Source organism: Bradyrhizobium sp. 2S1, assembly GCF_011516625.5.
In the GTDB taxonomy this organism is placed as follows: Bacteria; Pseudomonadota; Alphaproteobacteria; order Rhizobiales; family Xanthobacteraceae; genus Bradyrhizobium; species Bradyrhizobium septentrionale.
The window spans coordinates 8,367,250-8,391,809 of record NZ_CP147717.1; the positions used below are offsets into that span (position 1 = coordinate 8,367,250).

Consider the following 24,560-nt stretch of genomic DNA (forward strand, 5'->3'; position numbering starts at 1 on the left):
TATGCCGACTAGCGTCGCGCGCTGTCGGCGCGCTTGCCCTCGAACAGCGCGCGCTCCGACGCGAGCGCCTTGGCCAGAAAATCGAGCGTGGCGCGGATGCGCGCGGTGCGCTTGAGATCGTCATGCGTCAACAGCCACAGCGCCGATCGCGGCTCGGCAAGCGTCTTCGGGGTTACGCGGCGCAGTGCGGGCGCGAGATCGCCGACATAGCAGGGCAGCAAGGCGAGCCCCATTCCGGCGATGGCCGCGTCGCGCAGCGCGGGAAGCGCATCGACCCGGCAGGCGATCCGCGTTGAACGTAACTTGTCGCGCATCCAGCCGGCAATCACGGTTCCCGCCAGCACGTCGTCGAGCCCGATCCAGTCGTGTGCAGACAGATCCTTGTCGTCGCGCCGGGCGAGATAAGCCCGCGATCCGTAGACCGCATGCGCAATATCGGCAACGCGCCGCCCGACCAGCAGCTCGGATGGCGCGGGCGTCGGCCGAATCGCAATCTCGGCCTCGCGGCGCGTCAGGTTCGCCATCGCATTCGAGATGGCGATCTCGGGCTGAATCTCCGGATGCGCGGCCCGCATCGCCGGCAGATGCCGCATCAAGACCGCGCCGAGCGTATCGGTTGTCGTGATCCGGACCGGACCCGACGGCCTGAGGTCCTGTCCCGCCAGCTTGCGCTCTAGCGCGAGCACCTCGTCCTCGAGACGGGCCGCCGATGCCGCGGCGGTCTCTCCCGCAGGCGTCGGCGCATAGCCGTCGCGGAAGCGTTCGAACAGCCGCGTTCCGATCGTTTGCTCGATCGTGCCGAGACGGCGAAACACCGTGGAATGCGTGACGCCGAGCCTCCGCGCCGCGCCCGAAAGACTACCCTCCCGCGCAATGGCGAGGACGAGCCGGAGATCATTCCAGTCCAGCGCGCTGTGCATTCCTGCACTGTGCATTTTTGCAAACTCATTTGCCATATCTGAATAATATCCGATCGCGAGCGAACAGGCCATCTTCTCCATTATTCAATCGGCCTCGCGCACCCCACCCGAGCCTTGCCGATTGCCGAGGAGGGGCTGGCAGGTGACAAGCGAGACAACCGAGACGTTGCAACTGCACGACCCACGGCCGGCGACAGCGGACCCGCGGCGATGGCTGGCCCTGCCCGTGCTGCTCACCGGCGCCTTCCTGCCGATCCTCGATTTCAATGTCGTCAATCTCGCGCTGCCGGCCATTCGCGACAATCTCGGCGCCAGCGCAAGCGAGGTCCAGTTCGTGATCTCGGCCTATGCCGCGACCTACGCGGTGTTCCTGATCACCGGCGGCCGGCTCGGCGATCTCTTCGGACGTCGCCGCATGTTCCTGACCGATGTCGCCGGCTTCACGATCGCGTCGGTGCTGTGCGGCATCGCATGGTCGCCCACGGTGCTGGTCGCCGGACGAATCCTGCAGGGCCTCACCGCGACGGTGATGGCGCCGCAGGTGCTTGCCTCGATCCGCGTGCTGTTTCCGGAGGCTGAACAGGGCCGTGCGCTCGGCTTCTACGGCGCGACCTTCGGCCTTGCGAACATCTGCGGCCAGGTGCTGGGCGGCGTTCTGGTATCGGCCCATCCGTTCGGACTGGTCTGGCAGGCGATCTTCCTCATCAACCTGCCGATCGGCCTCGTGGCGTTTGTCGGCGGCGTGCTGTACCTCACCGACTCCCGCGCGGAGCACGCCCAGCGGCTCGACATCGGCGGCGTCATCCTGCTGTCGCTGACGCTCGGCCTGTTGGTCTATCCGCTGATCGAGGGACGTGAACTCGGCTGGCCGGCGTGGATCATCGCGATGCTGCTGGCCTCGCCATTAGTGCTCGCCGCCTTCGTCCGCTTCGAGGCGCGGCTCGAAGCCCGCGGCGGCGACCCGCTGGTCGCATTGCACCTGCTGCGCAACAGCGATTTCGTCATCGGCCTGGTGATGGCCCTCGCCTTCTACATGCTGTCGTCGTTCTACCTGACCTTTGCGGTCTACCTGCAAAGCGGACTGCATCGGTCTCCGCTGGCGGCCGGGCTTGCCACCCTGCCCTTTGCCACCGGCTTCTTCGTGAGCTCGCTCGTGTCACCGCTGGTGATGCAGTGGCTCGGCGCCCGCACGCTGACGTTGGGCTTTGCGTTGCAGGTGATCGGCTTTGGTATCGTCATGCTGTCGGTCGGCGGCGCGCTGCCACAAAGCCTCGCCTTCGGCCTGATCTGCGGCGGGCTCGGCTTCGGCACCGTGATGCCCTCGGTCATCAAGGCCGTGATCGGCAGCATCGACCCGCGCCATGCCGGGCTGGCATCGGGCATGATGATCTCGACCTTCCAGATCGGCGCCGCGCTCGGCGTCGCGGTGATCGGCGGCGTCTTCTACGGCCTGCTTGGGCCGCATCCGCAGACCGACGATTACGCGCACGCTTTCACGATCGCGCTCGGCTGCAACGTGGCGCTGCTGGCCGTCGGCGGTTGGCTCTCGCTGTGGCTGCCTCGCGAGCCGACGGCGGGTTGAGCTATTGCTTCGCGTCCTCACGACGCGGCGGAAACAGCAGCTTCAGCAGGGCGGCCGCAAGCAACGTCATCGCGGCAAGGCCGGTGGACAGATAGAGCGCACTCGCATCGCCGAGCCGGTCGATCACGATCGCATAGGCCAGCGGCGCCGCCGCCGGCAGGATGAAGCTCGGAACAATCAGCCGGCCGACCAACGTGCCATAGCTGCGATGATCGAACAGGATCAGCGGCAGCGTTCCCCTCGTAATCGTCAGAATGCCGTTGCAGGCGCCGTACAGCAGCGCGAAGGCGATCCCCATCTCCTTCGACGACCCGCTGAACAGGCCGGCGATGAAGGAGAGCGGCATGATCAGGCAAGCGACCAGGTTGAGCGCGAGCGGATCGATCCGTCCGCCGAACAGCACTTCGCAGAGACGCGCGGCGGATTGCCCAATTCCGCGGAACGTTGCGATCCACACCGCCATGGTGACGGTGAGCCCGAGGCCGGAGAGCACCGCGATCATGTGCGCGGACATCCCGGCATTCAGGAAATTCGCGCCGGTCATGATCGCGGCGTAGAGCCCGCCTGCCGCCGCAAGCTGCCGCCGGCCGACCGCGCGCGGCTGCTTGGGCACCACCGAACTGGAGCCCGGCACGCCGGCAAACCGCTGGTTCGGGATCAGCAGATGCAGCGGGATCGTCAGCAGCGCAAGGCCCGCATAGGCCAGCACCGCGGCCCGCCAGCCGAAATGTTCCGAGAGCGTATGGCCGAGCGGCCAGAACACCGTCGCCGCCAGGCCACCGAGCAGGGTGATGCCGGACATCGCGCGGCGTGCCTCCGGTCCGCCGATCCGGGCCAGCGCCGCGAACGCCGCATCGTACAGCGTCAGCCGCATACCGAGACCAAGAACGATCCAAGATACGAAATAGGTGCTGATCTGATGCGAGACAGCGAGACCGGCGCAGCCGAGCGCGTTGATCACGGCACCCGCGACCATGACCTCGCGGCCGCCGCGCCCGTCCACCCACCGGCCCGCGAGCGGTGACGTCACGCCCATCACCAACAGCGCAGCGGCAAATCCGCCGTAGACGATGTCGCGGCTCCAGCCGAGATCTGAAACGATCTGCTCGCCGAAGCCGCCGATCAGGTAATAGGTCGCGCCCCACGATATCAGTTGAGCAAGCCCGAGGGCGACCACAACCCGGCGTGCGATCAACGAGGCGTCTCCCGGTCCGAAGGAAGCGTGGCAGCGCCCGGCCCAAGTGGCCGCTGCATCAGCACGGTGTCGACCCATTGGCCGAGCTTGAAGCCGACCGAGGTCAGGGTGCCCACCGGCTGAAAGCCCAAGCGACGGTGCAGCGCGATCGATCCGGCGTTGCCGCTGTTGCCGATCACGGCCAGCATCTGTCGCCACGGTCCTGCTTCTGCCCGCGCGATCAGTGTTTCGAGCAAAGCAGCGCCGATGCGGCGCCCGCGCAGGCCTTCCGATACATAGACCGAATCCTCGATCGTATGGCGATAGGCGGGCCGCGGCCGATACGATGTCGCATAGGAATAGCCGGCCACCCGGCCGTCAACGACAGCCACGAGATACGGCAGCCCAGCCGCCAGAACGGCGTTCCGGCGGCTGCGCATCTCGTCCACCGTCGGCGGCACTTCCTCGAAGGTCGCCAGTCCGTTGAGCACGTGATGGGCGTAGATGCCCTGCACGTCAGCCATGTCACCGTCCGCAGCGTCGCGGACCACGACGCCGTTGCTGCCTACCGCCATTCCGTCTCTCACCCAAGCCGTCAATGTTGCTCGAGCATGCGCCCTGGCGTTATATAAGTGAAGCTTTGACAGCTTATGCGACGCATAAGAGATACTTTGATGAAGAGCCTCAACCTCGACTATCTCGAGAGCTTCGCCGTGGTGATCGATTGCGGCAGCTTCTCCGCGGCGGCCGAACGGCTGCAGCTGACGCAGCCCGCGGTGAGCCTGCAGGTGCGCCAGCTCGAGCGCAGCCTGAATGCAACCCTGATCGAGCGGGTCGGACGGCGGGCCAGACCGACCGCCGCCGGCGTCGCCTTGCTGTCGCATGCGCAGCAGATCAACGCGGCCGTGACGTCGGCGGTCGACGCCGTCGCGCAGCAGACGACGGGAACGGCAGGCCGGGTGCGGCTCGGCACGGGCGCGACCGCGTGCATCTTCCTGCTGCCGCCGATCCTGAAAGAACTACGCGCCGCACTGCCCTCGCTGGAGATCACGGTCACCACGGGCAACACGGCGGAGATCGCCAGAGCCGTCGAGGACAACGCGATCGACATCGCACTGGTCACACTGCCGGTGTCGGGACGAAGTTTTGAGATCACCCCTGTCATGAACGACGAGTTCGTGCTGATCGCGCCCCGCGACATGCAACTGCCGGCGCGGATCACGCCCGAGGTGCTGGCGACCAGGCCGGTCCTGCTGTTCGAGCCCGGCGGCAACACGCGACGCACCGCGGACGAGTGGCTGGCGCGCGGCGGCGCGTCGTCGAAACCGCTGATGTCGCTCGGCAGCGTCGAGGCGATCAAGGAGATGGTGCGCGCCGGGCTCGGCTGCGCGGTGCTGCCCGGCATGGCCGTCCCCGCCAGGACCGGACAGCGCGATCTCGTCGTGCGCTCGCTGTCGCCAAAGCTGTACCGCCGGCTCGCCGTCGTCATCCGCCGCGACAAACGCCTTGACCGCGGGCTCCGGCAGACGCTGTCGGCCGCAAGGAACAACTGCCGCTAGGGAGGACGCTGCGCGCCCTCCCTGCCCCACCCCGTCAAGTGGCCTTGCGCTCCTGCTCCGCGATCTCACGGAACGCGGCCTCGCCGGCATCGGTGACTGCCGCCCATTTTGCATTCGGCGTCGCCTCGGCATCGTAATTGTCGTGCCAGTTCCACCATTTGTAGGTCGGGCCCTGCGGATAGCCCTTCGGCGAATCCTCCCAGAGCTCCTGGCGGCCGAACGGCGTGATGTCGAGATAGCTCCAGACCGTCCCCATCGATTCGTCACCGCGGCTGTTGACGAGATAGGTGCGGAAGATCCGCGCGCCGTCGTGAATGAAGACGTTGTGGCCGTGCCACTCGGCGACGCCGAAGTCGGCATCGAAACTGTCGGTGATGGTGTACCACGGCATCTCCCACTCCATCCGCGCCTTCAGCCGCGCGATATCGGCCTGCGGCGCGCGCGAGGCGTAGGCGAGCGTGGTGTCGCGCTGGTTCAGATGGGAGAGATGGCTGACCTGATCGGCGCCGAGCGAGCAGCCGCGGCAGCCGTGCTCCGGCCAGCCGAACACGCCGGGCTCGAAGAAGGCGCGGTAGACGATCAGCTGCCGGCGGCCCTCGAACAGATCGAGCAGGCTGACCTTGCCGTTCGGTCCCTCGAACACATACGGCTTCTCGACCGCCATCCAGGGCATCCGCCGCCGCTCGGCGGCGAGCGCGTCACGCGCCCGCACCTGCGCCTTCTCCTTCGCCAGCATCTGCAGGCGCGCCGCCTCCCACGCCTCCTGCGACACCACCGGCGGGGTCTGCATCGCCGCCAGTCCGCCGCGATCGTTTTCCGCTGATTTGCTCATATTGATCTCCGTCTCCGATTTGGACGAACTCCGCGACCACTGCGCAGTTCCACGTCCGCGGCCGTTCGTCATTGGCCATGCCGCAATCTGGCGCAGCGGCAGCGACGGGTGGGAGTGACAAGTGTGTCGGGATTTTCCCGCATGCGTCTCGATGCCCGACTTCGTCCTTGCGATATGCTTGCACTTTGCAATTACGCATGCGAGCCTCCTGCCCCATGAAACAGACCGCCCGTGCGTCCGATGATGGCCTCAAGCTCAGCGCCTGGCTGCCTTACCGCCTGTTCCTGGTCGCCGCGCAGGTCGCCCGCCCGCTCGAGAGTTTTTACGGCGAGACATTCGGACTGAGCCAGGCCGGCTGGCGCATCCTCGCCGTCATCGCCGAACGGAATGCCGCCAATGCCTCCGAGATCGGCCGCGCCTGCGCGCTCGATCCGTTCGCGGTTAGCCGCGGCATCGGCCAGCTGGTCGAGCTCGGCTTCGCGCTGCGCCGCCCCGGCAAGACCGATCGCCGCTTCGCCGCGGTCAGCATCACCCGCAGCGGCCGGGCCGCCTTCAACCGGATCGCCGCGCTCGGCTGCGCGATCGAGGCGCGGCTGCTGGCGCGCCTCTCTGAGGGCGAGCGAACGACGCTGGATTCCGCCCTCACCAGGCTTGAGGGAGAAAGCGCACGGATCGACGGCGGCGGTTGGCACGCGTTGCTTGACGACGCCGGCGCGCCATGACCGCCGCACTGTTCGCGCTCACCGCACTGCTGTGGGGCGGCGGCGCGCTGGCGACCGCGATGCAGGCCGGCGTGACGCCCGCGCCGTGGTCGGTCGCGCTGCGCATGGTGCTGGCGGGCCTCATCCTGGTCGGCTACGGCCGGCTGCGCGGCGTGCCGCTGGCGATCCCGCGCAAAGATCGTCCGGCCGTCGCGTTGCAGGGGCTGCTGTTCTTCGCCATTGCCTCCATCGCCTTCTATGAAGCGACCGCGCGGATGCCGAGCGGGCTTGGGGCGCTGGTGCTGTCGACATCGTCGCTGTTCGCGGCCGTCATCGCGCGCGCCGCGCTCGGCGTTCCGATCTCCTCCCGCTTCGTGTGGGGCGCGCTGTGCGGCATCCTTGGGCTGGCGATCATCTTCCTGCCCGGCGCCGCCGCGCATGGCACCGCGCCGCTGGCGGGTTTCGCCTGGGCGCTCACCGCGGCGATCGCAACCGGCGCCGGAACAACCGTCGGTGCGCGCAACCAGCGCGCCGGACTGCCCGTCGTCTCCGTGCTGGCCTGGGGCGCATTTGTCGGCGCAGCCGCGAGCGCACTTTGGGCCACAGCGACCGGCACGCCGTTTGCGGCCGACATTTCCCTTTCTTATCTCACAAGCTTCCTTTATCTCGCGATCGCCGCGTCCTGCATCACTTTCATGCTGTATTTCGAGCTGGTGCGCCGCCTCGGCCCCGGCCGCGCCGCCTACACACTCGCGCTGGTGCCGCTGGTCGCGCTGGTGCTGTCGGCGCTGTTCGAGCACCTTGCGCTCGGCTGGCCGGTGCTCGCCGGCACCGCCGCGACCCTGGCCGGCAATGTGCTGGTGCTGTCGCGGGACTAGATTCCAGAAAAATCTCGCCATCATGTCACTTTGGCCGTTCCTCGTTCGTCTTGATGTCGGACAACACCGAGGACCCCAGCATGACTGTCAGACTTGATCCCCTCGCCGCCGCCCCCAGGATTATGAAAATCTGGTTCGAGGCCTCCGTCGCGATCGCGGCCAGCCTCGAGCCGCGGCTCGCCGAGCTCATCAAGATCCGCGCCTCCCAGATCAATGGCTGCGCCAATTGCATCAATTTGCATACGACGTTCGCCCGCGACGAGGGCGAGACCGAGCAGCGCATCTATCTGCTGTCGGCCTGGCGCGAGGCGCCATGCTACACCGACCGCGAGCGCGCCGCGCTCGGCTGGACCGAGGCGCTGACGCGGCTCTGCGAGCAGCACACCCATGTCGAAGCCTATGAGACGCTGAAGGCGCATTTCACGGCGGAAGAGCAGGTCAAGGTGACCTTGCTGATCAACATCATCAACGGCTGGAACCGGATCGCGGTCGGCTTCGGCGGCTTCGTCGATCCACAGGCCGTCAAGGTCAGGATGGCCGTCGCGTGACCGCGGACATGGCATGAAGGGACGCAGCGGATCAGCGGGCGATTGACGCCAAGACGATATCTGACTAAAGTCAGATATATGCTCGACCCCGTTTCCCGCGTCCGCCGTTTCAACCGTGCCGTGACCTCCGCCGTCGGCGCGCTCGACACCTCGTTTCTCGGGCGCGGCCGGCCGCTCGGCGCCGCGCGCGTGCTCAACGCGATCGGGCATGGACGCACGGACGTGGGCGAGATCAGGGATTATCTCGGCCTCGATTCCGGCCTGATGAGCCGACTGTTGCGCAGCCTCGAGGACGAGGGGCTGATCGAGACCACGGCGCATGGCGACGACGCGCGCCGCCGCATCGCCAGGCTGACGCCGGCGGGCAAGCGCGAGTTCAACGCCTATGAGGCGATCTCCAACCGGCAGGTAAAGGACTTCCTCGCCCACCACACGCAACGCGAGGCGCTGCTGGCGGCGATGGACATGATCGCCTCGGCACTGGGGCGCGACGGCACCGCTCTGCAAGAGATGGACCCGCGCAGCGAGGAAGCGCGCTACTGCCTCGGCGAATATTACGCCGAGCTCGGGCGACGCTTCAAACAGGGGTTTGACGTCAAGCTGTCGCGCGATCCTGATGCCAAGGACATGGTGCGTCCGCGCGGCAGCTTCATCGTGGCGATGTCGGACGGCCTGCCGCTCGGCTGCGTCGGGCTGAAGGGCAGCAGCGGCGAATTCGCGGAGATCAAGCGGCTCTGGGTCGCGCCGGCCGCGCGCGGGCTCGGCCTCGGCCGCCGCCTGATGGACGCGGCCGAGCGCGCCGCGCGCGAGCTTGGCGTCGCGGTGCTGCGGCTCGACACCAACAGCGCACTGGCGGAAGCCGGTCAGCTCTATCGCCGGAGCGGCTGGACCGAGATCCCGCGCTTCAACGACGACCCCTACCCCGACCTGTTCTTCGAAAAACGTCTCTGAACGACACGCCCCGCGGCGCCCTTGCAAGCGCGTGTTGTCCGGCGCCGCGCGCTGGCCTAAGACGCTGGCATGACCATCCGCCCCATCGTCCGCTATCCCGATCCGCGGCTTGCGCTCACCGCGCTGCCGGTGAGCCTGTTCGACGACGCGCTGCGCGAGCTGGCAGCCGACCTGCTCGAGACCATGCACGCCGCGCCCGGCATCGGCATCACCGCGCCGCATATCGGCGTGGCGCTGCGGGTCGTGGTGCTCGAGCTCGACGCAAGCGAGGGCCCGCGCACCTATGTCAATCCGGAGATCATCTGGGCGTCGGGCGAGATGATCCTGCACAAAGAAGGCAGCGTCTCGATGCCCGGCGTCAATGACGAGGTCGAGCGGCACGCGCGCCTCCGCATCCGCTATCAGGACACCGACGGCAACATGCACACCGAGGAGTCCGACGGCCTGCGCGCGGTGTGCCATCAGCACGAGATCGATCAGCTCGACGGCGTGTTCTGGATCAGGCGGCTGTCCCGCTTGAAGCGGGAGCGCCTGATCAAGCGGTTCGAGAAGCTGTCGCCCGGTTAGGCCGGAATCGTAGGGTGGGTTAGCCAACGGGTCCGCGCGAAGCGCGGCCCGATGACAGGCTTCGCGTAACCCGCCATATGGACCAAGACCCAACGGCATGGTGGATTACGCCTTCGGCTAATCTACCCTACGCATTCACTGCCGCCCGCTCGATCGCGGCGATATCGATCTTCGACATCGTCATCATCGCCTCCATCGCGCGCCGTCCGGCGGCGCGGTCAGCCCCGTTGACGAGCGCGAGCAGCCGCTTCGGCGTGATCTGCCAGGCAAAGCCCCAGCGATCCCGGCACCAGCCGCACGGCAATTCCTTGCCGCCATTGCCGGTGATCGCATTCCAGTAGCGATCGATCTCGTCCTGGCTGTCGGTCAGCACCATGAAACTCACCGCCTCGTTCGGCGTGTAGTTGGAGCCGCCGTTCAGCCCGACGAAGCTGCGGCCAAGCACCGTAAACTCCACAGTCAGTTCGTCGCCCTGCCCGATACCCGGTATCGGCGATGGGTGGCCCGCATCAACATGGCTGTCGGGGAATGTCGCGGTGTAAAACTCCGCCGCTTCGCGCGCCCGGCCCTGGTCGAACCAAAGGCATGTAACGAGATCGGTCATTTGCAGTCTCCTGGTTTGTGCACAGGACGATTGGCGAAGACGCCAGCCGACACCGCGGCAACAGACTGATGAAAATAATTTGCAGGATGGCGTTTGTCGCAGCACCGCCTCTGCTCGCACCACTGTCGTCCTGGCCTAGTACCTACTGTTCTTAAAGCGTGAGTCGTGATTCAAGGTCGGGATGATACCCGAAGCAAGAGAAGTCCACCTTTCGAGGAAAGATCGCAAGGTGCTTGAGGCGTGTTGCCGCTCCCCGGTGACGTTGCAGCGCGATTTGAAGCGGGCGCGGATAGTTCTGTTGGCGGCGGATGGACGCAGCACTCGGTCGATCGCCAAGGAAGTTGGGGTCCAGCCGCGGATTGTCAGCCTTTGGCGGCATCGCTATGCCGACCAAGGCCTTGAAGGGCTGCAAGACAAGCCGCGACCGGGCAAGCAGCCAATCTATACGAAGGCCACCGACAAGCGGATTCTGAAGCTGCTGGACAAGCCGCCGCCGGACGGGTTCGCACGCTGGACCGGGCCCCTGCTGGCCGGGGCGCTGGGCGATGTTGACGTCCAATATGTCTGGCGGTTCCTGCGCAGCCACAAGATTGACCTCGCGGCTCGTAAGTCCTGGTGTGAGAGCAACGACCCGAACTTTACGGCCAAAGCCGCCGATGTTGTCGGCCTCTATGTCGCCCCGCCCGCGAAGGCCATTGTGCTGTGCGTGGACGAGAAGCCCTCGATCCAGGCTTTGGAGCGAGCGCAGGGTTATCTGAAGTTGCCCAATGGCCGCGCCTTGACCGGCCAGAGCCACGATTACAAGCGGCATGGCACCACAACATTGTTTGCGGCGCTCGAAGTCGCCACCGGAAAGATCATCGCGGCGCATTCAAAACGCCGACGCCGCGTCGAGTTTCTCGACTTCATGAACAGCGTCACCGCGGCTTTTCCGAACCGGAAGCTTCACGTCATCCTCGACAACCTCAACACCCACAAGAAGAACGAGCATTGGCTCAAGGCCCACCCCAACGTGCAATTTCATTTCACGCCGACAAGTGCGTCTTGGCTCAATCAGGTCGAGGTATGGTTTTCGATCTTGCAGGGGCAGTCGCTCAGCGGCACCTCCTTCACAAGCCTCACGCAGCTTCAGGAGCACATCGATGCCTACGTCAACGCATACAACGACAGAGCCGAGCCCTTCGTCTGGACCAAGAAAAAGGTCCGTCAACGCCGTTTCAAAGGCCGCCGTATCACTCAGCTCTGATTCTGGGTACTAGTGAGCAATTGCGCACGGGAGCCAGGACCCATAACCACGGAATTTGGTTATCAACGAGATCATGGCCCCAGCGTCGCATAACAATTGCCATCTGGGGTAATGGGTCCCCTGAGTTCACAAACGAAGTGCAACACTTCCTTGAGGAGGTGTTGCGATGGGGCGGAGTTACGAGCAGCTATCCCTGGACGAGCGATGCGAGATTGCCCGGCTTTCGGCCAATGGCAGCTCGGTCCGGCAAATCGCGGCAGCTCTGGATCGCTCGCCATCAACGGTCTCTCGGGAGCTGACCCGCAATCGAGGCGTCCAGGTCGGCTACAAACCCGGCTATGCCCAGCAACAGATGCGAGCACGGCGCTGGACGGGCGTACGCCTCGAACGGGAGCCCGGCCTGCGCCGTGCGGTGTTGGAACGCCTGGGTCGGGGCTGGTCGCCCGAGCAGGTCGCCGGCCGGCTGGCCCGCGAACACGGCCGCAAGGTGATCTCCCACGAGACCATCTACCGCTTCATCTACGCCCAGATCCGACGCACCTCGGACTTCAGCTGGCGGCGTTATCTGCCGCGCGGCAAGAGCAAGCGCGGTTACCGCGGCAAGAAGGGCGGCAGCCCCGCAAGCTTCATCGAAGGCCGTGTTTCCTTGGATCAACGGCCTATCGAGGCCGCCGATCGCAGCACTCCCGGTCATTGGGAAGCCGACCTGATGATGTTCTCCAAATACGGTCAGGCCGTCCTGACTGTGCATGAGCGCACCTCGCGCCTGCTGCTCGGCATCCGCCTCGCCAGCAAGGTTGCGCGCGGGGTCGCCCGTCATCTCGTTCGCTTGTTCGCATCCCTGCCACAGGACCTGTGCCAGACCGTCACCTTCGACAATGGCACCGAGTTCGCCTGCCACACGGCGCTGCACCGCCTCGCGATCGAGACCTTCTTCTGCGATCCGCACGCGCCCTGGCAGAAGGGCGGCATCGAGAATGCGATCGGTCGAATGCGGCGCTTCATCCCGCGCAAAACCGACCTCGCAACCCTCCCGACCCGCCGCTTCCATCAGTCCTTCAACGCCTACAACAACACCCCGCGCAAATCTCTTGACTTCCAAACTCCCGCCGAGGCCTTCTCCCAAGTGTTGCACTTCGAGTGTGAATCCACCTCCTGGCTTCCGCCAGGACGACGATGAGGATGGTTCTCGATTCAAGTTGTCGCACCACGCGGTGTCATCACCTGCGCATGCGGGTGATCCAGTATTCCAGAGACGCCTGTGCTTGAGCCGAGAGGCCGCGGCGTACTGGATCGCCCGGTCGAGCCGGGCGATGACAGATGTGGATGGGGGCGTACTTTCGCATCCTCGCGACATGAATTGCCCGAGCTTTGCTCTTCGTTCCGCCCTCGCCGAAGCAGAGGGCGCAGGGAAGACCGGGTGCCGATCGCACCCATGGGCCCCGTGCAAAAGGTAGAAAGCACGGGGGTAGGACCACAGGTGTAACCGGGACATCCCGGCCTTCCCTGCGCGATGGTTGTGCGGCTTATTTCGTGCTCTCCCCGGCGAGACTGGGCTTGCTTGTCACCGCCCTCGCAAGACGCGTTCGCATTCCGCGAGAAGACACCTGCCGCTAGGTGGTGTGGACACTAGCGCATCCATAGAACGATGGCTGCGAGAGTGACGACGGCCCGGTAGTTCCGGGCCGTTTTTTCGAAGCGGGTTGCGACGCGGCGGAACTGCTTGAGCTTTGAGAAGCAGCATTCGACGAGATGACGCTGGGCATAGAAATGCTTGTCGAGTGGATATTTGAGCGCGCGTGACGGGTTGTTGGGGATCACGGCGAGCGCGCCTTTGGCGGCGATGGCTTGGCGCAAGTGATCGGCGTCATAGGCCGTATCGGCCATGACGACCTCGGCGGATAAGCCTTCGATCAATGCGGCGGCTTGCGGTGCATCGCCCTTCTGACCTGCGGTGAGCTTGAACCGCACCGGACATCCCAAGCCTCGAACGGCCATATGTATCTTGGTGCTCAGGCCGCCGCGCGAGCGGCCGATCGCTTGATCTTCCGCTTGATCTTCAGACCCCCCTTTTTGGCGCCGGCGGCGTGCTGATGCGCCCGAACGATGGTGGAATCGACGATCAGATATTCGAAGTCCGGATCATCGGACATCGCCTCGAAGATCCGCCACCAAACACCCTTGATGCTCCATCGACTGAAGCGCCGGAACACGCTGTTCCAGTCCCCAAACACCTCCGGAAGATCGCGCCAGGGAGACCCCGTACGCACGATCCACAGCACACCTTCCACGAACATCCGGTTGTCGCGCCCGGTGGAGCCCTTCTGATCGGGGCGCCCTATGATCAGCGGCGCTATCCGCTCCCACGCCGCGTCGCTCAATACCAAACGGTCCATCAAGAGCTGGCTCCGCAAATTCGGACAGTAGCTTGAGTGGATTTTCTGCCTGACAGCGGCGAGGATTCTTGCCGCGAATCAGGAGCGAAGATGACGAAGAAGAGCCGCCGGATGCATTCTCCGGCATTCAAGGCGAAGGTTGCTTTGGCTGCGGTCAAAGGCGACAAGACGCTGGCGGAGCTGGCGCAACTGTTTGATGTTCATCCGAACCAGATCACGATCTGGAAAAACCAGCTCCTGGAAGGCGCCGCCGGCGTGTTTGGGCATGACAAGGCGTCGGCCGAGACGCCGGTCGATTTGAAGGCGTTACATGCCAAGATCGGCGAGCTGGCGTTGGAAAACGATTTTTTGTCCGGCGCGCTCACCAAGGCGGGCCTGCTGAGCGCAAAGCGATGATCGACCGCGGTCATGATCTTTCTATCGTGCGCCAGGCGAAGGTCCTGAAGCTGGCTCGCAGCACGGTCTACTATGAACCTCGGCCAGTTTCGGCCGAGGACCTTGCCTTGATGCGTCGGCTCGATGAGCTGCATCTCGATTATCCCTTCGCGGGAGCGCGTATGCAGCGATCGTTGCTGCGGCGGGAGGGCGTATACGCCGGTCGCCGCCACATCGCGACGCTGATGAAGCGCATGGGGATCGAGGCGGTCTATCGTCGCCCGAACACGAGTAAGCCGGCACCGGGTCACAAGATCTACCCGTACCTGTTGCGCGGATTGAAGATCGAGCGGCCCGACCAGGCGTGGGCAATGGACATCACCTACATTCCGATGCGGCGTGGCTTCGTCTATCTCGCGGCGGTCGTCGATGTGTTCAGCCGACGGGTCCTGGCCCATCGCGTCTCGATCACAATGGAGGCGGCCTTCTGCGTCGAAGCGGTCCAGGAGGCGTTGGCGAAGCACGGCAGGCCCGAGATTTTCAACACGGACCAGGGCAGCCAGTTCACCAGCCTCGAGTTCACCGATGTGCTGCTGGACGCGAAGATCGCCATCAGCATGGACGGCAAGGGCGCCTGGCGCGACAACGTGTTTGTCGAGCGGCTCTGGCGCACGGTCAAATACGAAGAAGTTTATCTCCGCGCCTACGACAGCGTGTCCGAGGCGCGAGCGTCAATTGCCAAGTATCTGGCCTTCTACAATCAGGGACGCCCTCACTCGAGCCTTGACGGGCGCACGCCCGACGAGGCTTACTTCGGCACGCAAGCTATGGTGATGGCCGCATGACCGTCGCCGACGATTTTGTCGTCGCTCTGGTCGGGCTACGCCCTCCCGACGCAACGACAAAATCGTAAGGCCCCGCGTTCAGCATAACCCGGCAGGAATCCACTTAAATCCCGCGGGGCGCTGTCCAAACAACCGGCGCCAGCTCTTCACACCCAAGGCGGCCTCCCCAAAAGCAGCCTTGAATCTGATTTGCTCCTAAAAGGGAATCCTTAGAGTCCACACCACCTAGGGCGTCAGGACCACACGACTTCACCGTCCGCTTCGCATGCTCTCGTCAGTCACACGCTCCGCGTCCACCGCATCCCACACCGCGCTCGTGACGATCGCGAAACGCCCCTCGATCGGGTGGGACACGCAGATTGAACATCTGAGTTGGGTGAAACGCCAAGCGGAATATTTTCTTATCGCGGGATTGACAGGTTTTGCTGAGTTGCCCGTCGGGGTGATTTGTCGCAGGCCAGGGAGCGGGATTTGATTTGCGCCATCCGACGCAAATCAATCGCGTAACGGAGCGCGTTGCGCGGACCCTCAGATCTCGCGACACTCATCCCGACGTTTGTTACCCCGCAACTTATACAGCTGCCCTTGCTTCGCCTTCGACGGCGGGGATGAGGTTCGCGGCGAGAAAGTCGACAAACACGCGGAGCTTGGGAGCGAGATGCCGGTTCGACGGCCATAGGACCCGCAGCGGCCCCGAGCGGTCAGTGTAGTCGTCGAGCACCGTGACGAGGAGGCCCTCACGAAGTTGCCTGCTGATGGCGAAGTCCGGCAGGTAGGCGATACCCATGCCCTGTTCGGCCATGAAGATGATTGGCTCGAGCGTACTTGCCACGGCCGTTCTGGGCAGCTCCCTCTCGACGCCGGCATGCTCGGGCCGCAGCGGCCAGCGCTCGAACTTTCCGCTGGTCGGAAACTTGTGGTGCAGACAGGCATGAGCCTTGAGGTCGTCCGGGGTCAGAGGAACACCCCTCGCCGCCAGGTAGGCCGGGGCCGCCACCAGTCGCCGGCGATAGATGCCCAAAGCCCGGGACATCAGACGCGAGTCACCGGAATCGGCGAAGCGTACCACCGCGTCGAAGCCCTCCTCGATCACATCGACCACCCGATCGCTGAAATCGAGATCCAGCAGGACTCTGGATAGGCCCGCATGAACGCAACGAGAGTTGGCATCAGCAGAATGCCGGCCAATGGCAGGCCGACACGCAGTGTGCCGCGCGGCACGTCCTTCGTCTGCGATAGTTCGAGCTCGGCCGCTTCGATTTCAGAGAAGATGCGCCGGCAGCGTTCGAGAAACAGGGCGCCCTCCACGGTCAGCGTGATGCTGCGCGTGCTGCGATGAAAGAGACGCACGCCGAGTCGTTCCTCCATCCGCGCCACCGCCTTGCCGATCGCCGACGACGACACGCCGAGTCGCCGTCCCGCAACCGTGAAGCTTCGGGCTTCCGCGGCCTGAACGAAGGCATGTAGCGATCCCAGACTGTCCATCCACCGAAGCTCCATTGCGGACAACCAAGTCCGATATGTTTGGAACTACAGCCCATTTTTCAAGCCTGCGGGGGAGCCCATCTTCGGTCCAACGCAACGCAATGAAGGATTGGATCCATGAGCAACCCCGTCGTCTTGATCACAGGTGGACTTACCGGCATCGGGCGTGCCGCAGCCATCGCTTTCGCCAGGAAGGGCGCCAAAGTCGTCGTTGCCGGCCGGCGCGACGAGGCCGGCAAGGCGTTGGCAAGCGAGCTGCGTGACCTCGGTGCGGAGGCCGAGTTCATCAACGCCGATGTTCGCAAGGAAGATGACGTCCGCTCCCTCGTCGACAAGACCGTCGCGCGGTTCGGCCGGCTGGATGTTGCGGTCAACAACGCCGGCACCGAAGGCCGACCCGGCCCGATCACGGACCAGACCGCGGAAAGCTATGCCGCGACGTTCGACACCAATGTCCTCGGCGTGATCCTGAGCATGAAGCACGAAGCGCGCGTCATGCAGGGACAACGCAGCGGTACTATCATCAACATCTCCTCGACCTATGGGCACGAGGGCGCGGCGGGGGCCTCGATCTACGTCGGCAGCAAGCACGCCGTCGAAGGCATCACCAAGTCGGTGGCGCTCGAGCTCGCGAAATCCGGAATCCGCGTGAACGCGGTGGCGCCCGGCCCGACGGACACCGGCATGCTGCCCCGCTTCACCGGCACGCCGGACAACAAGGCGGCTCTGGTGACGACCGTTCCGATGGCTCGCCTTGGCCTCTCGGAGGAGCTTGCCAACGCGATCGTCTTCATCGCGTCGGACGAAGCGTCATACATCACCGGCCATGTCCTCAATGTCGATGGTGGCAAGAGCCACTAACTCCGGTCCGGGCGCGAAGGGTCGCGTCGCGCTGAACGATCCAAAGGATAAATCATGCAACAGATCAAAGATGCGCCCGCCGGGCCGATCAAGGTTCCGGGGCCGGATCATCCAATCACGATCGAGCGCAATCCCCATCAGGTTGTGATCTCGATGGCGGGCCGCATCATTGCCCGCACGCGGGACGCATTGACGCTCCGTGAGGCCGCCTATCCGGCCGTCCACTATGTTCCGCGCAAGGACGTCGATATGGCGCTCCTTCAGCGGACGGATCACTCCACCTACTGTCCCTATAAAGGCGATTGCGCCTATTTCAGCATTCCGCTCGGCGGCGAGCGTTCGACCAATGCCGTCTGGACGTATGAGGCGCCCCACCCGGCGGTGGTATCCATCAAGGACCACCTGGCCTTCTACCCCGATCGCGTCGACGCGATCGAAGAACGCCCCTGAGATCGGGCAACAATCGAGGCTCAGATCATGGTGATCCACACCCGTCCAGAAATGATTCATCCGCGCCAAGACATAACTCACACCCACCAGACCGTGCCAACACAATTCGTTGAGGCCGACGGCATCCGTTTCGCCTATCGCCGTTTTGGCAAGACAGGCAGCGTGCCGCTGGTCTTCAACCAGCATTTCCGCGGGACCATGGATTACTGGGATCCAGCCGTCACCGACGGCCTGGCCAGGAACCGCGAGGTCATTCTTTTCAATAACGCGGGTGTTTCCAGCAGTTCGGGGCAGGTCCCGACGAGCTTTCAGGAGATGGGGGCAAACGCCATCGCCTTCATCAAGGCTCTCGGACTTGCCAAGGTCGACGTCCTCGGTTTTTCCATCGGCGGCATGGTCGCTCAGGAAATCGCCGTGCAGGCTTCCGATCTCGTTCGCCGGCTCATTCTTGTCGGCACCGGGCCGCGCGGCGCCGATATGTCAACGAGCAAATCCGCAGAGATCTTCGGCGGCACCTACGATCCACCCGAGCACCTCTGGCTTGCGGTTCACTTTTCGCCGTCCGCTTCGAGCCGGGCCGCTGGCCTTGCCTTTCTGAAACGCAAGCTTCTCCGTCTGGATCGCGACCCCGAGATGAGCGAAGAAGCCGCGGCGGCGCAGCGCGAAGCGATCGGCAAATATATCGCGCCGGCCGAGAGCGTCTTCGACTATCTGAGAGATATCCGTCAGCCAACCCTGATCGTGCAGGGCAGCAACAATGTCATCATCCCCACGGTGAACTCTTATGTCCTGCAGCAGAAACTAGCGAACGCGCAACTGATCCTCTACCCGGATGCAAATCACGGATCGTTCTACCAGTACCCGGAACTCTTCGTATCGCACGCCGACCAGTTCCTCAGATCGGGACTGCAGGGCGACGATACGAATCTGCGGCCATCCGAACGGCTGCCGTTCCCCTCCATCGTCTCGACCAAAGGAATTTAGCCCGCTCACGGCAAACACCGCACTCGGCTGCGCACGACAGCCGCGCCAACGAGTGGGACTACTGCACAGGAGGTCAGAGAAACCGGACGTGTACGCGAGACGGCGGACTGGCAACGCCGTCTCTGCGGCAAGGTACGCCCTGCCCTGTCCCCGTCGATCCCTCCATGAGCCGCGCATCATTCGCGACGCCGAGCACCCCAACCCGCGCGTCATTCACCACGCTTTGGATATTCGAATGTTACCACTGGACTTAATCGCGACAATTTGACACACTGAGCTATATTCCTGAAGAATCTCGGCTTTTTCGAACTTTTACATACTACGGGGGCATTTTATGGCGACCTGGACAGCTTTTTCCGGGACTGCGAACGCGTCCTGGGCATTCGACGGCCTCGGCAGCATCGACTCGGTGCACTCCACCTCGACCCGGCTGATTTTCAACAACGGCGACGGCACGCTTACCTATCTGAACGGAACCGGCCTGACCGTTTCGAACGACCCGACATGGACGACGCTGACCTCGGTCGATCATGTCGCGGCCGACGGCACCACGGTGCTCGAAAGCATCACAAACATCACGCTCGGATACCAGGCCGGACATTTCTTCACCGGCATCCTCGCAGGTAACGACAGCATCGTCGGCTCGTCCGGGGCCGATCATATCTGGGGTCACACGGGCGACGACACCATCACCGGCGGCGCCGGTGCCGATAATCTGAACGGCGGCGGCGGCAACGACGTTTTCATACTCAACGCGGGTGACTTTGCGGCGGGCGAAGGGATCGGCGATACCGGGTCGGGCATCATCGATCTCGAGAATGCCGGCAGCGTCGACTTCAGCACCGGAACGTTTACCGGAATCAGCACCGTCAAGTTCGACACCGGCGTCTCGAGCGCCACCTTCGACTCCGGGCAAGGGGTGCACGCCGGCTACCAAGAGATCAATACCTTCATCGGCAGCGCGCAGGCCGACACCGTCACTTTCAAGAATGCCTACAGCGATTTCTCGCATCTGACCTTCACGTCGTGGACCCCCGGCGTCGATACGATCAACATCATCACCGGCAACGGCAATTTTGGTTCACTGGTCGGAACCAATCAAAACGACACCATTACCCTGAACGGCGCGGGTAACGTTCAGGGAGGCGCCGGCGACGACACCTTCATCTATAACGCCTCCAGCGCTGGCGGAGACCTCGACGGCGGCGCCGGCAACGACACGATCGAACTCGAATCCGCCAACATCACCTATGGCGATGGCCGCCTCACCAATGTCGAACGCCTGGTGTTCCTGAGCGGCAACTCCACCATCACCTTTATGGGCAATACGCAGGTCACGGCGGTTCCGACTATCGTCGGCAGCGCCGGTATCGACAAGATCGTCATCAACAGCAGCCAGGTCGATCTGTCGGGCGTGTCCTTCCAGTCATGGACCGCGGGGGTCGACAGCATCACGATCAACGTCAGTTTTGTCGCCACTCCCGTGATTGGATCGAGCCAGGCCGACATCATCAACGGCAGCGCCGGTGCGGATTCGATCAGCGCCGGCGACGGCAATGACACTATTACCGGTGGCAATGGTAACGACACTATCGACGGCGGCGCTGGAGATGACACCGCGGTGTTCTCCGGCAATCGAAGCAGCTACACGATCAGCAAATCGGGCGGCCAGATCCTGGTGTCGGGCACCAATGTCGTGACGCTGACCAACGTCGAACATCTGCAGTTTGCGGATATGACGGTGAACGTCAGCGACCTGCCGATTAACAGCACCGGGACCGCCGGTAACGATTTGATGTATGGCGGCAGCGGCAACGATACGCTGAGCGGCCTTGCCGGCAACGACGTTCTGGTCAGCCTCGCCGGCGACGACGTCAACTATGGCGGCGACGGCAACGATTACATCTATGCGGGCGCCGGCAATGACGTGCTGTTCGGCGGCAATGGCCTGGACGTGCTCCTCGGCGAAGCCGGTAACGACAGCATCTACGGCGGCGCCGGTTTCAACTATCTGTTTGGCGGTGACGGCAACGACATTCTGGTCGGATCGGGCGGCACGGCAGGCTCCGACGTCAACGTCATGTATGGTGGCAACGGTGGCGATGACCTCTACGGCGGCCTGGGGACGAATTACTTCTACGGCTGCGCCGGCGTCGACACCATGTTCGGCGGTTCGGGCGAGAACATCTTCATTTCCTCCGGCGAGACCGACGGCAACTATATCTACGGCGGTTCGGGCCAGAACTATGTCTACGGCTCCAATGGCGGCGACACCGTCACCGGCGGCAGCGGCAGCGGCGTCGACGTGTTCCTGATGGGGAGCGGCGCAGACGTCATCAGCGGCGGCGGCGGGATCGACTATGCCTGGGGCGGCGGCGGCTCGGACACATTCATGATCAACGACACGACGTTGGGGTCTATGGTGATCCAGGACTTCAACGCAGGTGGCGTCAATGACGTCGTGAACTTCGCCGGCACATCGCTGCATTCGTTTGCCGACGTGCAGGCCGCGGAGTTCTATGTGCCTGGCACCAACACCACGATCATCACCGATGCCGCCGGCAGCGCGGCCTGGCTGGTCGGATGGGCGCCGGGGCAACTGGACGCGAGCATGTTCAGGCTCACATAGCTCGCGGCGGCGGGTGAGCGATCGCGTAGCCCGCCTTCACGCGCTTCGCGCGAAGACGTGATGGATTACGTTTCGTTCATCCAGGATGCGGACGATGGCCAGCAAACCAATGATGGTTGCCGCTTTGAGCCGCGCACGGAACTCCGTCTCTCAAATACAGCGGCGACCGATCGCGTGACTCACGCAGCGTTGAGCCGGCGTGAGCAAGGATTGCGTTCAAATGCGCCCTCTCCGTGCACATCTATCTGACGAGGCCAGACTCCTTGGCCCATAAAACCAAAACGGAGAAACTCAATGACCAACGTCAAACTGTTGTCGGCTGCTTTCATCGCGGTTGCCATGATCGCGTCACCGGCGATGGCGCGTGAGACCCACGCCGTTTCCCGGCATGTCGCGGAGGCCGGTGTCGCCGCGCGCAACGAGCCCGTCTATGTTGACGGCCGCGCCTGCATTCCGGCGCCGCGCGTCGGTGCATTCGCCACTGCACCCTGGACCGGCGACAACGTCCCTTGCGAGCCGGGTCCGTATTGATCTCGCCGCGCGCATCGATCGGTCGAGCTGGCCTCAGCTGTTCAACCGGCGCGATGCGCCACCGCGACGTATAACGAAATGCCGGGACAATGGCACTGCCAGAGCTCGATTGTCTCGGGAGAAGGCAGCAGCAGAGGAAGCGGCACGGCCGCTGTTCAACCGCCGACGCACCTCACTCCCACTCAATCGTCCCAGGCGGCTTGCTCGTCACGTCGTACACCACCCGGTTGACGCCCTTCACCTCGTTGATGATGCGCGTCGCGGTCTCGGCCAGGAACTTCATGTCGAACTGATAGAAGTCCGCGGTCATGCCGTCGGTCGAGGTGACGGCGCGGAGGCCGACGACGTATTCGTAGGTGCGGCCGTCGCCCATCACGCCGACGGTCTTGACCGGCAGCAGCACCGCAAAGGCCTGCCAGATCGCGTCATAGAGGCCGTGCTTGCGTATCTGGTCGATATAGACGGCATCCGCGTTGCGCAGGATGTCGAGCTTCTCCCGGGTGATGTCGCCGGGGCAGCGGATGGCGAGGCCGGGGCCCGGGAACGGGTGGCGGCCGACGAAGACTTCGGGCAGGCCGAGCTCGCGGCCGAGCACGCGCACCTCGTCCTTGAACAGCTCGCGCAACGGCTCGACCAGCTTCATGTTCATGCGATCAGGAAGGCCGCCGACATTGTGGTGCGACTTGATGGTCACCGAGGGACCGCCGGTGAAGGAGACGCTCTCGATCACGTCGGGATAGAGCGTGCCCTGCGCCAGAAATTCGGCGCCACCGATCTTCTTGGCCTCCGCCTCGAACACGTCGATGAACAGGCGCCCGATGGTCTTGCGCTTTACTTCCGGATCGGTGACGCCAACGAGCTCGCCCAGAAACTCTTTCGACGCGTCCACATGGACCAGCGGGATGTTGTAGTGGTTGCGGAACAGGTCGACGACGGTTTTTGCCTCGTCGAGCCGCAGCAGGCCGTGATCGACGAACACGCAGGTCAGCTGGTCGCCGATCGCCTCGTGGATCAGCACCGCGGCAACGGCGGAATCGACGCCGCCGGACAGGCCGCAGATCACCTTGCCCGAGCCCACCTGGGCGCGGATCTTCTCGATCGCCTCCTCGCGGAACGCGCGCATGGTCCAGTCGCCGGTTAGCCCTGCGACCTTGCGGACGAAGTTGCGCAACAGCTTGGCGCCGTCGGGCGTGTGCACCACCTCGGGATGGAACATCAGCCCGTAGTACTTCCGCTTCTCGTCCTGGATGATCGCGAACGGCGCGTTCGGCGAGACGCCGGCCACCGAGAAGCCGGGCGGCATTTTGGTGATGCGGTCGCCATGGCTCATCCACACCTGATGCTTTTCGCCGTGGGCCCAGACGCCATCGAACAGCGAGCTGTCGGTCTTGACCTCGACATCGGCGCGGCCGAACTCGCGATGGTGCCCGCCCTCGACCTCGCCGCCGAGCTGGGCGGCCAGGGTCATCTGGCCGTAGCAGATGCCGAGCACGGGAACGCCTGATTCGAAGATCAGCTGCGGGGCGCGCGGCGAGCCGGTCTCGTGCACGGACTCGGGGCCGCCGGAGAGGATCACCGCCTTCGGCTTCATCTCCTTGAAGGCGGCCTCCGCCTTCTGGAACGGCACGATCTCGGAATAGACCCCCATCTCGCGGACGCGGCGGGCGATCAGTTGCGTCACCTGACTGCCGAAATCGACAATCAGAATCTTGTCATGCGCCGAGGCCACGGTGGGCGTCGACGGTTCGCGGGCTGTGTGCTGGGCTGTCATGGCAAGCAGATACGCGACACCGCCCGCCCCCGCAACCGCGCTGCGCGGGGCGCCCACATTCTTCTTTGGGCATGGACAAATCGATATAGGTCAATATTATTGACCTACTTCAGCCAAAAGGAATGTTGGAGGAAACCCATGCCAGATTTCCATGACCCGTCCCGCCTCAAAACCCTCGGCCACGACTGGATCGCTGCCTGGAATGCGCGCGATCTCGAGCGCGTGCTGGCGATGTATGCGGAAGATACCGAGATGACCTCGGACCGGATTCCGGCGCTCGGCTTCGGCGCGTCAGGCACGGTGCGCGGCAAGGCGAGCTTGCGCGCCTATTGGAGCGCCGCGCTCGCAAAACTGCCCGAGCTGCATTTCGAGCTGATCGACCTCTACGTCTCGCCCGACAGCGTCGTCGTGTTCTACCAGAACGAACGCGGCAACAAGATCTGCGAATATCTGCGGCTCGATGCTGACGGCAAGATCAGCCAGGGTTCGGCGAACCATCTGGTGCATTGATACGAACGTGGCACCACCAGGCCTGACCGTCACCCTAAGGTGCTCGCGAAGCGAGCCTCGAAGGGCGACGGCCCGGCTCCATCCCGATCCTTCGAGGCTAGCCGAGCGTTGCTGTCGCACCGCTCGACGCGCACCTCCAGCGACAACGGCTTCGCCGTTGC

The 24,560-nt window shown here is 64.1% G+C and carries 22 protein-coding genes and 2 pseudogenes; 16 read left to right on the plus strand and 8 right to left on the minus strand.

What is annotated here, in order from left to right; translation table 11 throughout:
* Window positions 1-8: 8 nt before the first annotated feature.
* Complete coding sequence (locus HAP54_RS39605; RefSeq protein ID WP_339156802.1) at window positions 9-935, minus strand: LysR family transcriptional regulator; 927 nt, start codon at window positions 933-935, stop codon at window positions 9-11.
* A gap of 127 nt (window positions 936-1,062) precedes the next feature.
* On the opposite strand from HAP54_RS39605, the gene HAP54_RS39610 reads away from it, so the two are divergent.
* Complete coding sequence (locus HAP54_RS39610) at window positions 1,063-2,502, plus strand: MFS transporter (RefSeq protein WP_166296452.1); 1,440 nt, start codon at window positions 1,063-1,065, stop codon at window positions 2,500-2,502.
* A 1-nt stretch (window position 2,503) separates the two neighbouring features.
* Here the strand turns inward: HAP54_RS39610 and HAP54_RS39615 are convergent, their stop codons facing one another.
* The gene (locus HAP54_RS39615; protein WP_166296455.1) at window positions 2,504-3,697 is read right to left on the minus strand and encodes an MFS transporter; all 1,194 of its coding nucleotides are present in this window, start codon (window positions 3,695-3,697) and stop codon (window positions 2,504-2,506) included.
* Window positions 3,694-4,251, minus strand: a complete 558-nt coding sequence (locus tag HAP54_RS39620) for a GNAT family N-acetyltransferase (protein ID WP_166296458.1) — start codon at window positions 4,249-4,251, stop codon at window positions 3,694-3,696. Before HAP54_RS39620 ends, HAP54_RS39615 begins: the two co-directional genes overlap by 4 nt.
* 99 nt (window positions 4,252-4,350) lie before the next feature.
* Between HAP54_RS39620 and HAP54_RS39625 the strand changes: the two genes are divergently transcribed.
* Window positions 4,351-5,235 (plus strand): LysR family transcriptional regulator, encoded by an 885-nt coding sequence (locus HAP54_RS39625; RefSeq protein ID WP_166296460.1) that lies wholly within the window; start codon window positions 4,351-4,353, stop codon window positions 5,233-5,235.
* A 34-nt stretch (window positions 5,236-5,269) separates the two neighbouring features.
* On the opposite strand, the gene HAP54_RS39630 is transcribed toward HAP54_RS39625, so the two are convergent.
* Window positions 5,270-6,067 carry a DUF899 domain-containing protein gene (locus tag HAP54_RS39630; protein WP_166296462.1) on the minus strand — a complete coding sequence of 266 codons (798 nt, stop codon included), beginning with the start codon at window positions 6,065-6,067 and terminating at the stop codon, window positions 5,270-5,272.
* Window positions 6,068-6,282: 215 nt separating this feature from the next.
* On the opposite strand from HAP54_RS39630, the gene HAP54_RS39635 reads away from it, so the two are divergent.
* The 5 genes from HAP54_RS39635 (at window position 6,283) to HAP54_RS39655 (ending at window position 9,712) form a co-directional block, all read left to right on the plus strand.
* Window positions 6,283-6,789, plus strand: a complete 507-nt coding sequence (locus HAP54_RS39635; protein ID WP_166296464.1) for a MarR family winged helix-turn-helix transcriptional regulator — start codon at window positions 6,283-6,285, stop codon at window positions 6,787-6,789.
* The gene (locus HAP54_RS39640; RefSeq protein WP_166296466.1) at window positions 6,786-7,646 is read left to right on the plus strand and encodes a DMT family transporter; all 861 of its coding nucleotides are present in this window, start codon (window positions 6,786-6,788) and stop codon (window positions 7,644-7,646) included. Before HAP54_RS39635 ends, HAP54_RS39640 begins: the two co-directional genes overlap by 4 nt.
* An 80-nt stretch (window positions 7,647-7,726) precedes the next feature.
* On the plus strand, window positions 7,727-8,194 hold the full coding sequence (locus tag HAP54_RS39645; RefSeq protein WP_166296468.1) for a carboxymuconolactone decarboxylase family protein: 468 nt from the start codon (window positions 7,727-7,729) through the stop codon (window positions 8,192-8,194).
* Window positions 8,195-8,272: 78 nt separating this feature from the next.
* The gene (locus HAP54_RS39650; RefSeq protein WP_166296470.1) at window positions 8,273-9,145 is read left to right on the plus strand and encodes a bifunctional helix-turn-helix transcriptional regulator/GNAT family N-acetyltransferase; all 873 of its coding nucleotides are present in this window, start codon (window positions 8,273-8,275) and stop codon (window positions 9,143-9,145) included.
* A gap of 69 nt (window positions 9,146-9,214) precedes the next feature.
* Window positions 9,215-9,712 (plus strand): peptide deformylase, encoded by a 498-nt coding sequence (locus HAP54_RS39655; RefSeq protein WP_166296472.1) that lies wholly within the window; start codon window positions 9,215-9,217, stop codon window positions 9,710-9,712.
* A gap of 127 nt (window positions 9,713-9,839) precedes the next feature.
* Here HAP54_RS39655 and HAP54_RS39660 read toward each other — a convergent pair whose 3' ends face one another.
* Entirely contained in the window at window positions 9,840-10,316 is a 477-nt protein-coding gene (locus tag HAP54_RS39660; protein WP_166296474.1) for a VOC family protein, read from the minus strand.
* Window positions 10,317-10,497: 181 nt separating this feature from the next.
* Here HAP54_RS39660 and HAP54_RS39665 point away from each other — a divergent pair, with 181 nt between their 5' ends.
* The gene (locus HAP54_RS39665) at window positions 10,498-11,562 is read left to right on the plus strand and encodes an IS630 family transposase (RefSeq protein ID WP_166204319.1); all 1,065 of its coding nucleotides are present in this window, start codon (window positions 10,498-10,500) and stop codon (window positions 11,560-11,562) included.
* A 166-nt stretch (window positions 11,563-11,728) separates the two neighbouring features.
* On the plus strand, window positions 11,729-12,742 hold the full coding sequence (locus HAP54_RS39670; protein ID WP_166296476.1) for an IS30 family transposase: 1,014 nt from the start codon (window positions 11,729-11,731) through the stop codon (window positions 12,740-12,742).
* 449 nt (window positions 12,743-13,191) lie between these two features.
* Here HAP54_RS39670 and HAP54_RS39675 read toward each other — a convergent pair.
* Window positions 13,192-13,958: pseudogene (locus HAP54_RS39675) on the minus strand (IS5 family transposase).
* A 90-nt stretch (window positions 13,959-14,048) separates the two neighbouring features.
* Between HAP54_RS39675 and HAP54_RS39680 the strand changes: the two are divergent.
* Window positions 14,049-15,178 (plus strand): IS3-like element ISRj2 family transposase gene (locus HAP54_RS39680; protein WP_166204126.1). Its coding sequence is split into 2 segments (ribosomal slippage): window positions 14,049-14,301 and window positions 14,301-15,178, totalling 1,131 coding nucleotides; the frame shifts between segments, so codons are not numbered across the junction.
* A gap of 571 nt (window positions 15,179-15,749) precedes the next feature.
* Here the strand turns inward: HAP54_RS39680 and HAP54_RS39685 are convergent.
* Window positions 15,750-16,663, minus strand: a pseudogene (locus HAP54_RS39685) (LysR family transcriptional regulator).
* Between the two features lie 117 nt (window positions 16,664-16,780).
* Here HAP54_RS39685 and HAP54_RS39690 point away from each other — a divergent pair.
* From HAP54_RS39690 to HAP54_RS39710, 5 genes are all read left to right on the plus strand, one after another.
* The gene (locus HAP54_RS39690) at window positions 16,781-17,524 is read left to right on the plus strand and encodes an SDR family NAD(P)-dependent oxidoreductase (protein WP_166296479.1); all 744 of its coding nucleotides are present in this window, start codon (window positions 16,781-16,783) and stop codon (window positions 17,522-17,524) included.
* Window positions 17,525-17,578: 54 nt separating this feature from the next.
* Window positions 17,579-17,974: a DUF427 domain-containing protein gene (locus HAP54_RS39695; protein WP_166296482.1), complete on the plus strand. Its 396-nt coding sequence runs from the start codon at window positions 17,579-17,581 to the stop codon at window positions 17,972-17,974.
* Window positions 17,975-18,001: 27 nt separating this feature from the next.
* Window positions 18,002-18,958, plus strand: a complete 957-nt coding sequence (locus HAP54_RS39700; RefSeq protein WP_210297476.1) for an alpha/beta fold hydrolase — start codon at window positions 18,002-18,004, stop codon at window positions 18,956-18,958.
* A gap of 334 nt (window positions 18,959-19,292) precedes the next feature.
* The gene (locus HAP54_RS39705) at window positions 19,293-21,587 is read left to right on the plus strand and encodes a calcium-binding protein (protein WP_166296484.1); all 2,295 of its coding nucleotides are present in this window, start codon (window positions 19,293-19,295) and stop codon (window positions 21,585-21,587) included.
* Between the two features lie 294 nt (window positions 21,588-21,881).
* Window positions 21,882-22,118, plus strand: a complete 237-nt coding sequence (locus tag HAP54_RS39710; RefSeq protein WP_166296486.1) for a hypothetical protein — start codon at window positions 21,882-21,884, stop codon at window positions 22,116-22,118.
* A 172-nt stretch (window positions 22,119-22,290) separates the two neighbouring features.
* Here the strand turns inward: HAP54_RS39710 and guaA are convergent, their stop codons facing one another.
* Complete coding sequence (gene guaA, locus HAP54_RS39715) at window positions 22,291-23,889, minus strand: glutamine-hydrolyzing GMP synthase (protein ID WP_166296488.1); 1,599 nt, start codon at window positions 23,887-23,889, stop codon at window positions 22,291-22,293.
* Window positions 23,890-24,027: 138 nt separating this feature from the next.
* Here guaA and HAP54_RS39720 point away from each other — a divergent pair, with 138 nt between their 5' ends.
* On the plus strand, window positions 24,028-24,399 hold the full coding sequence (locus HAP54_RS39720) for a nuclear transport factor 2 family protein (protein ID WP_166296490.1): 372 nt from the start codon (window positions 24,028-24,030) through the stop codon (window positions 24,397-24,399).
* Window positions 24,400-24,560 lie beyond the last annotated feature (161 nt).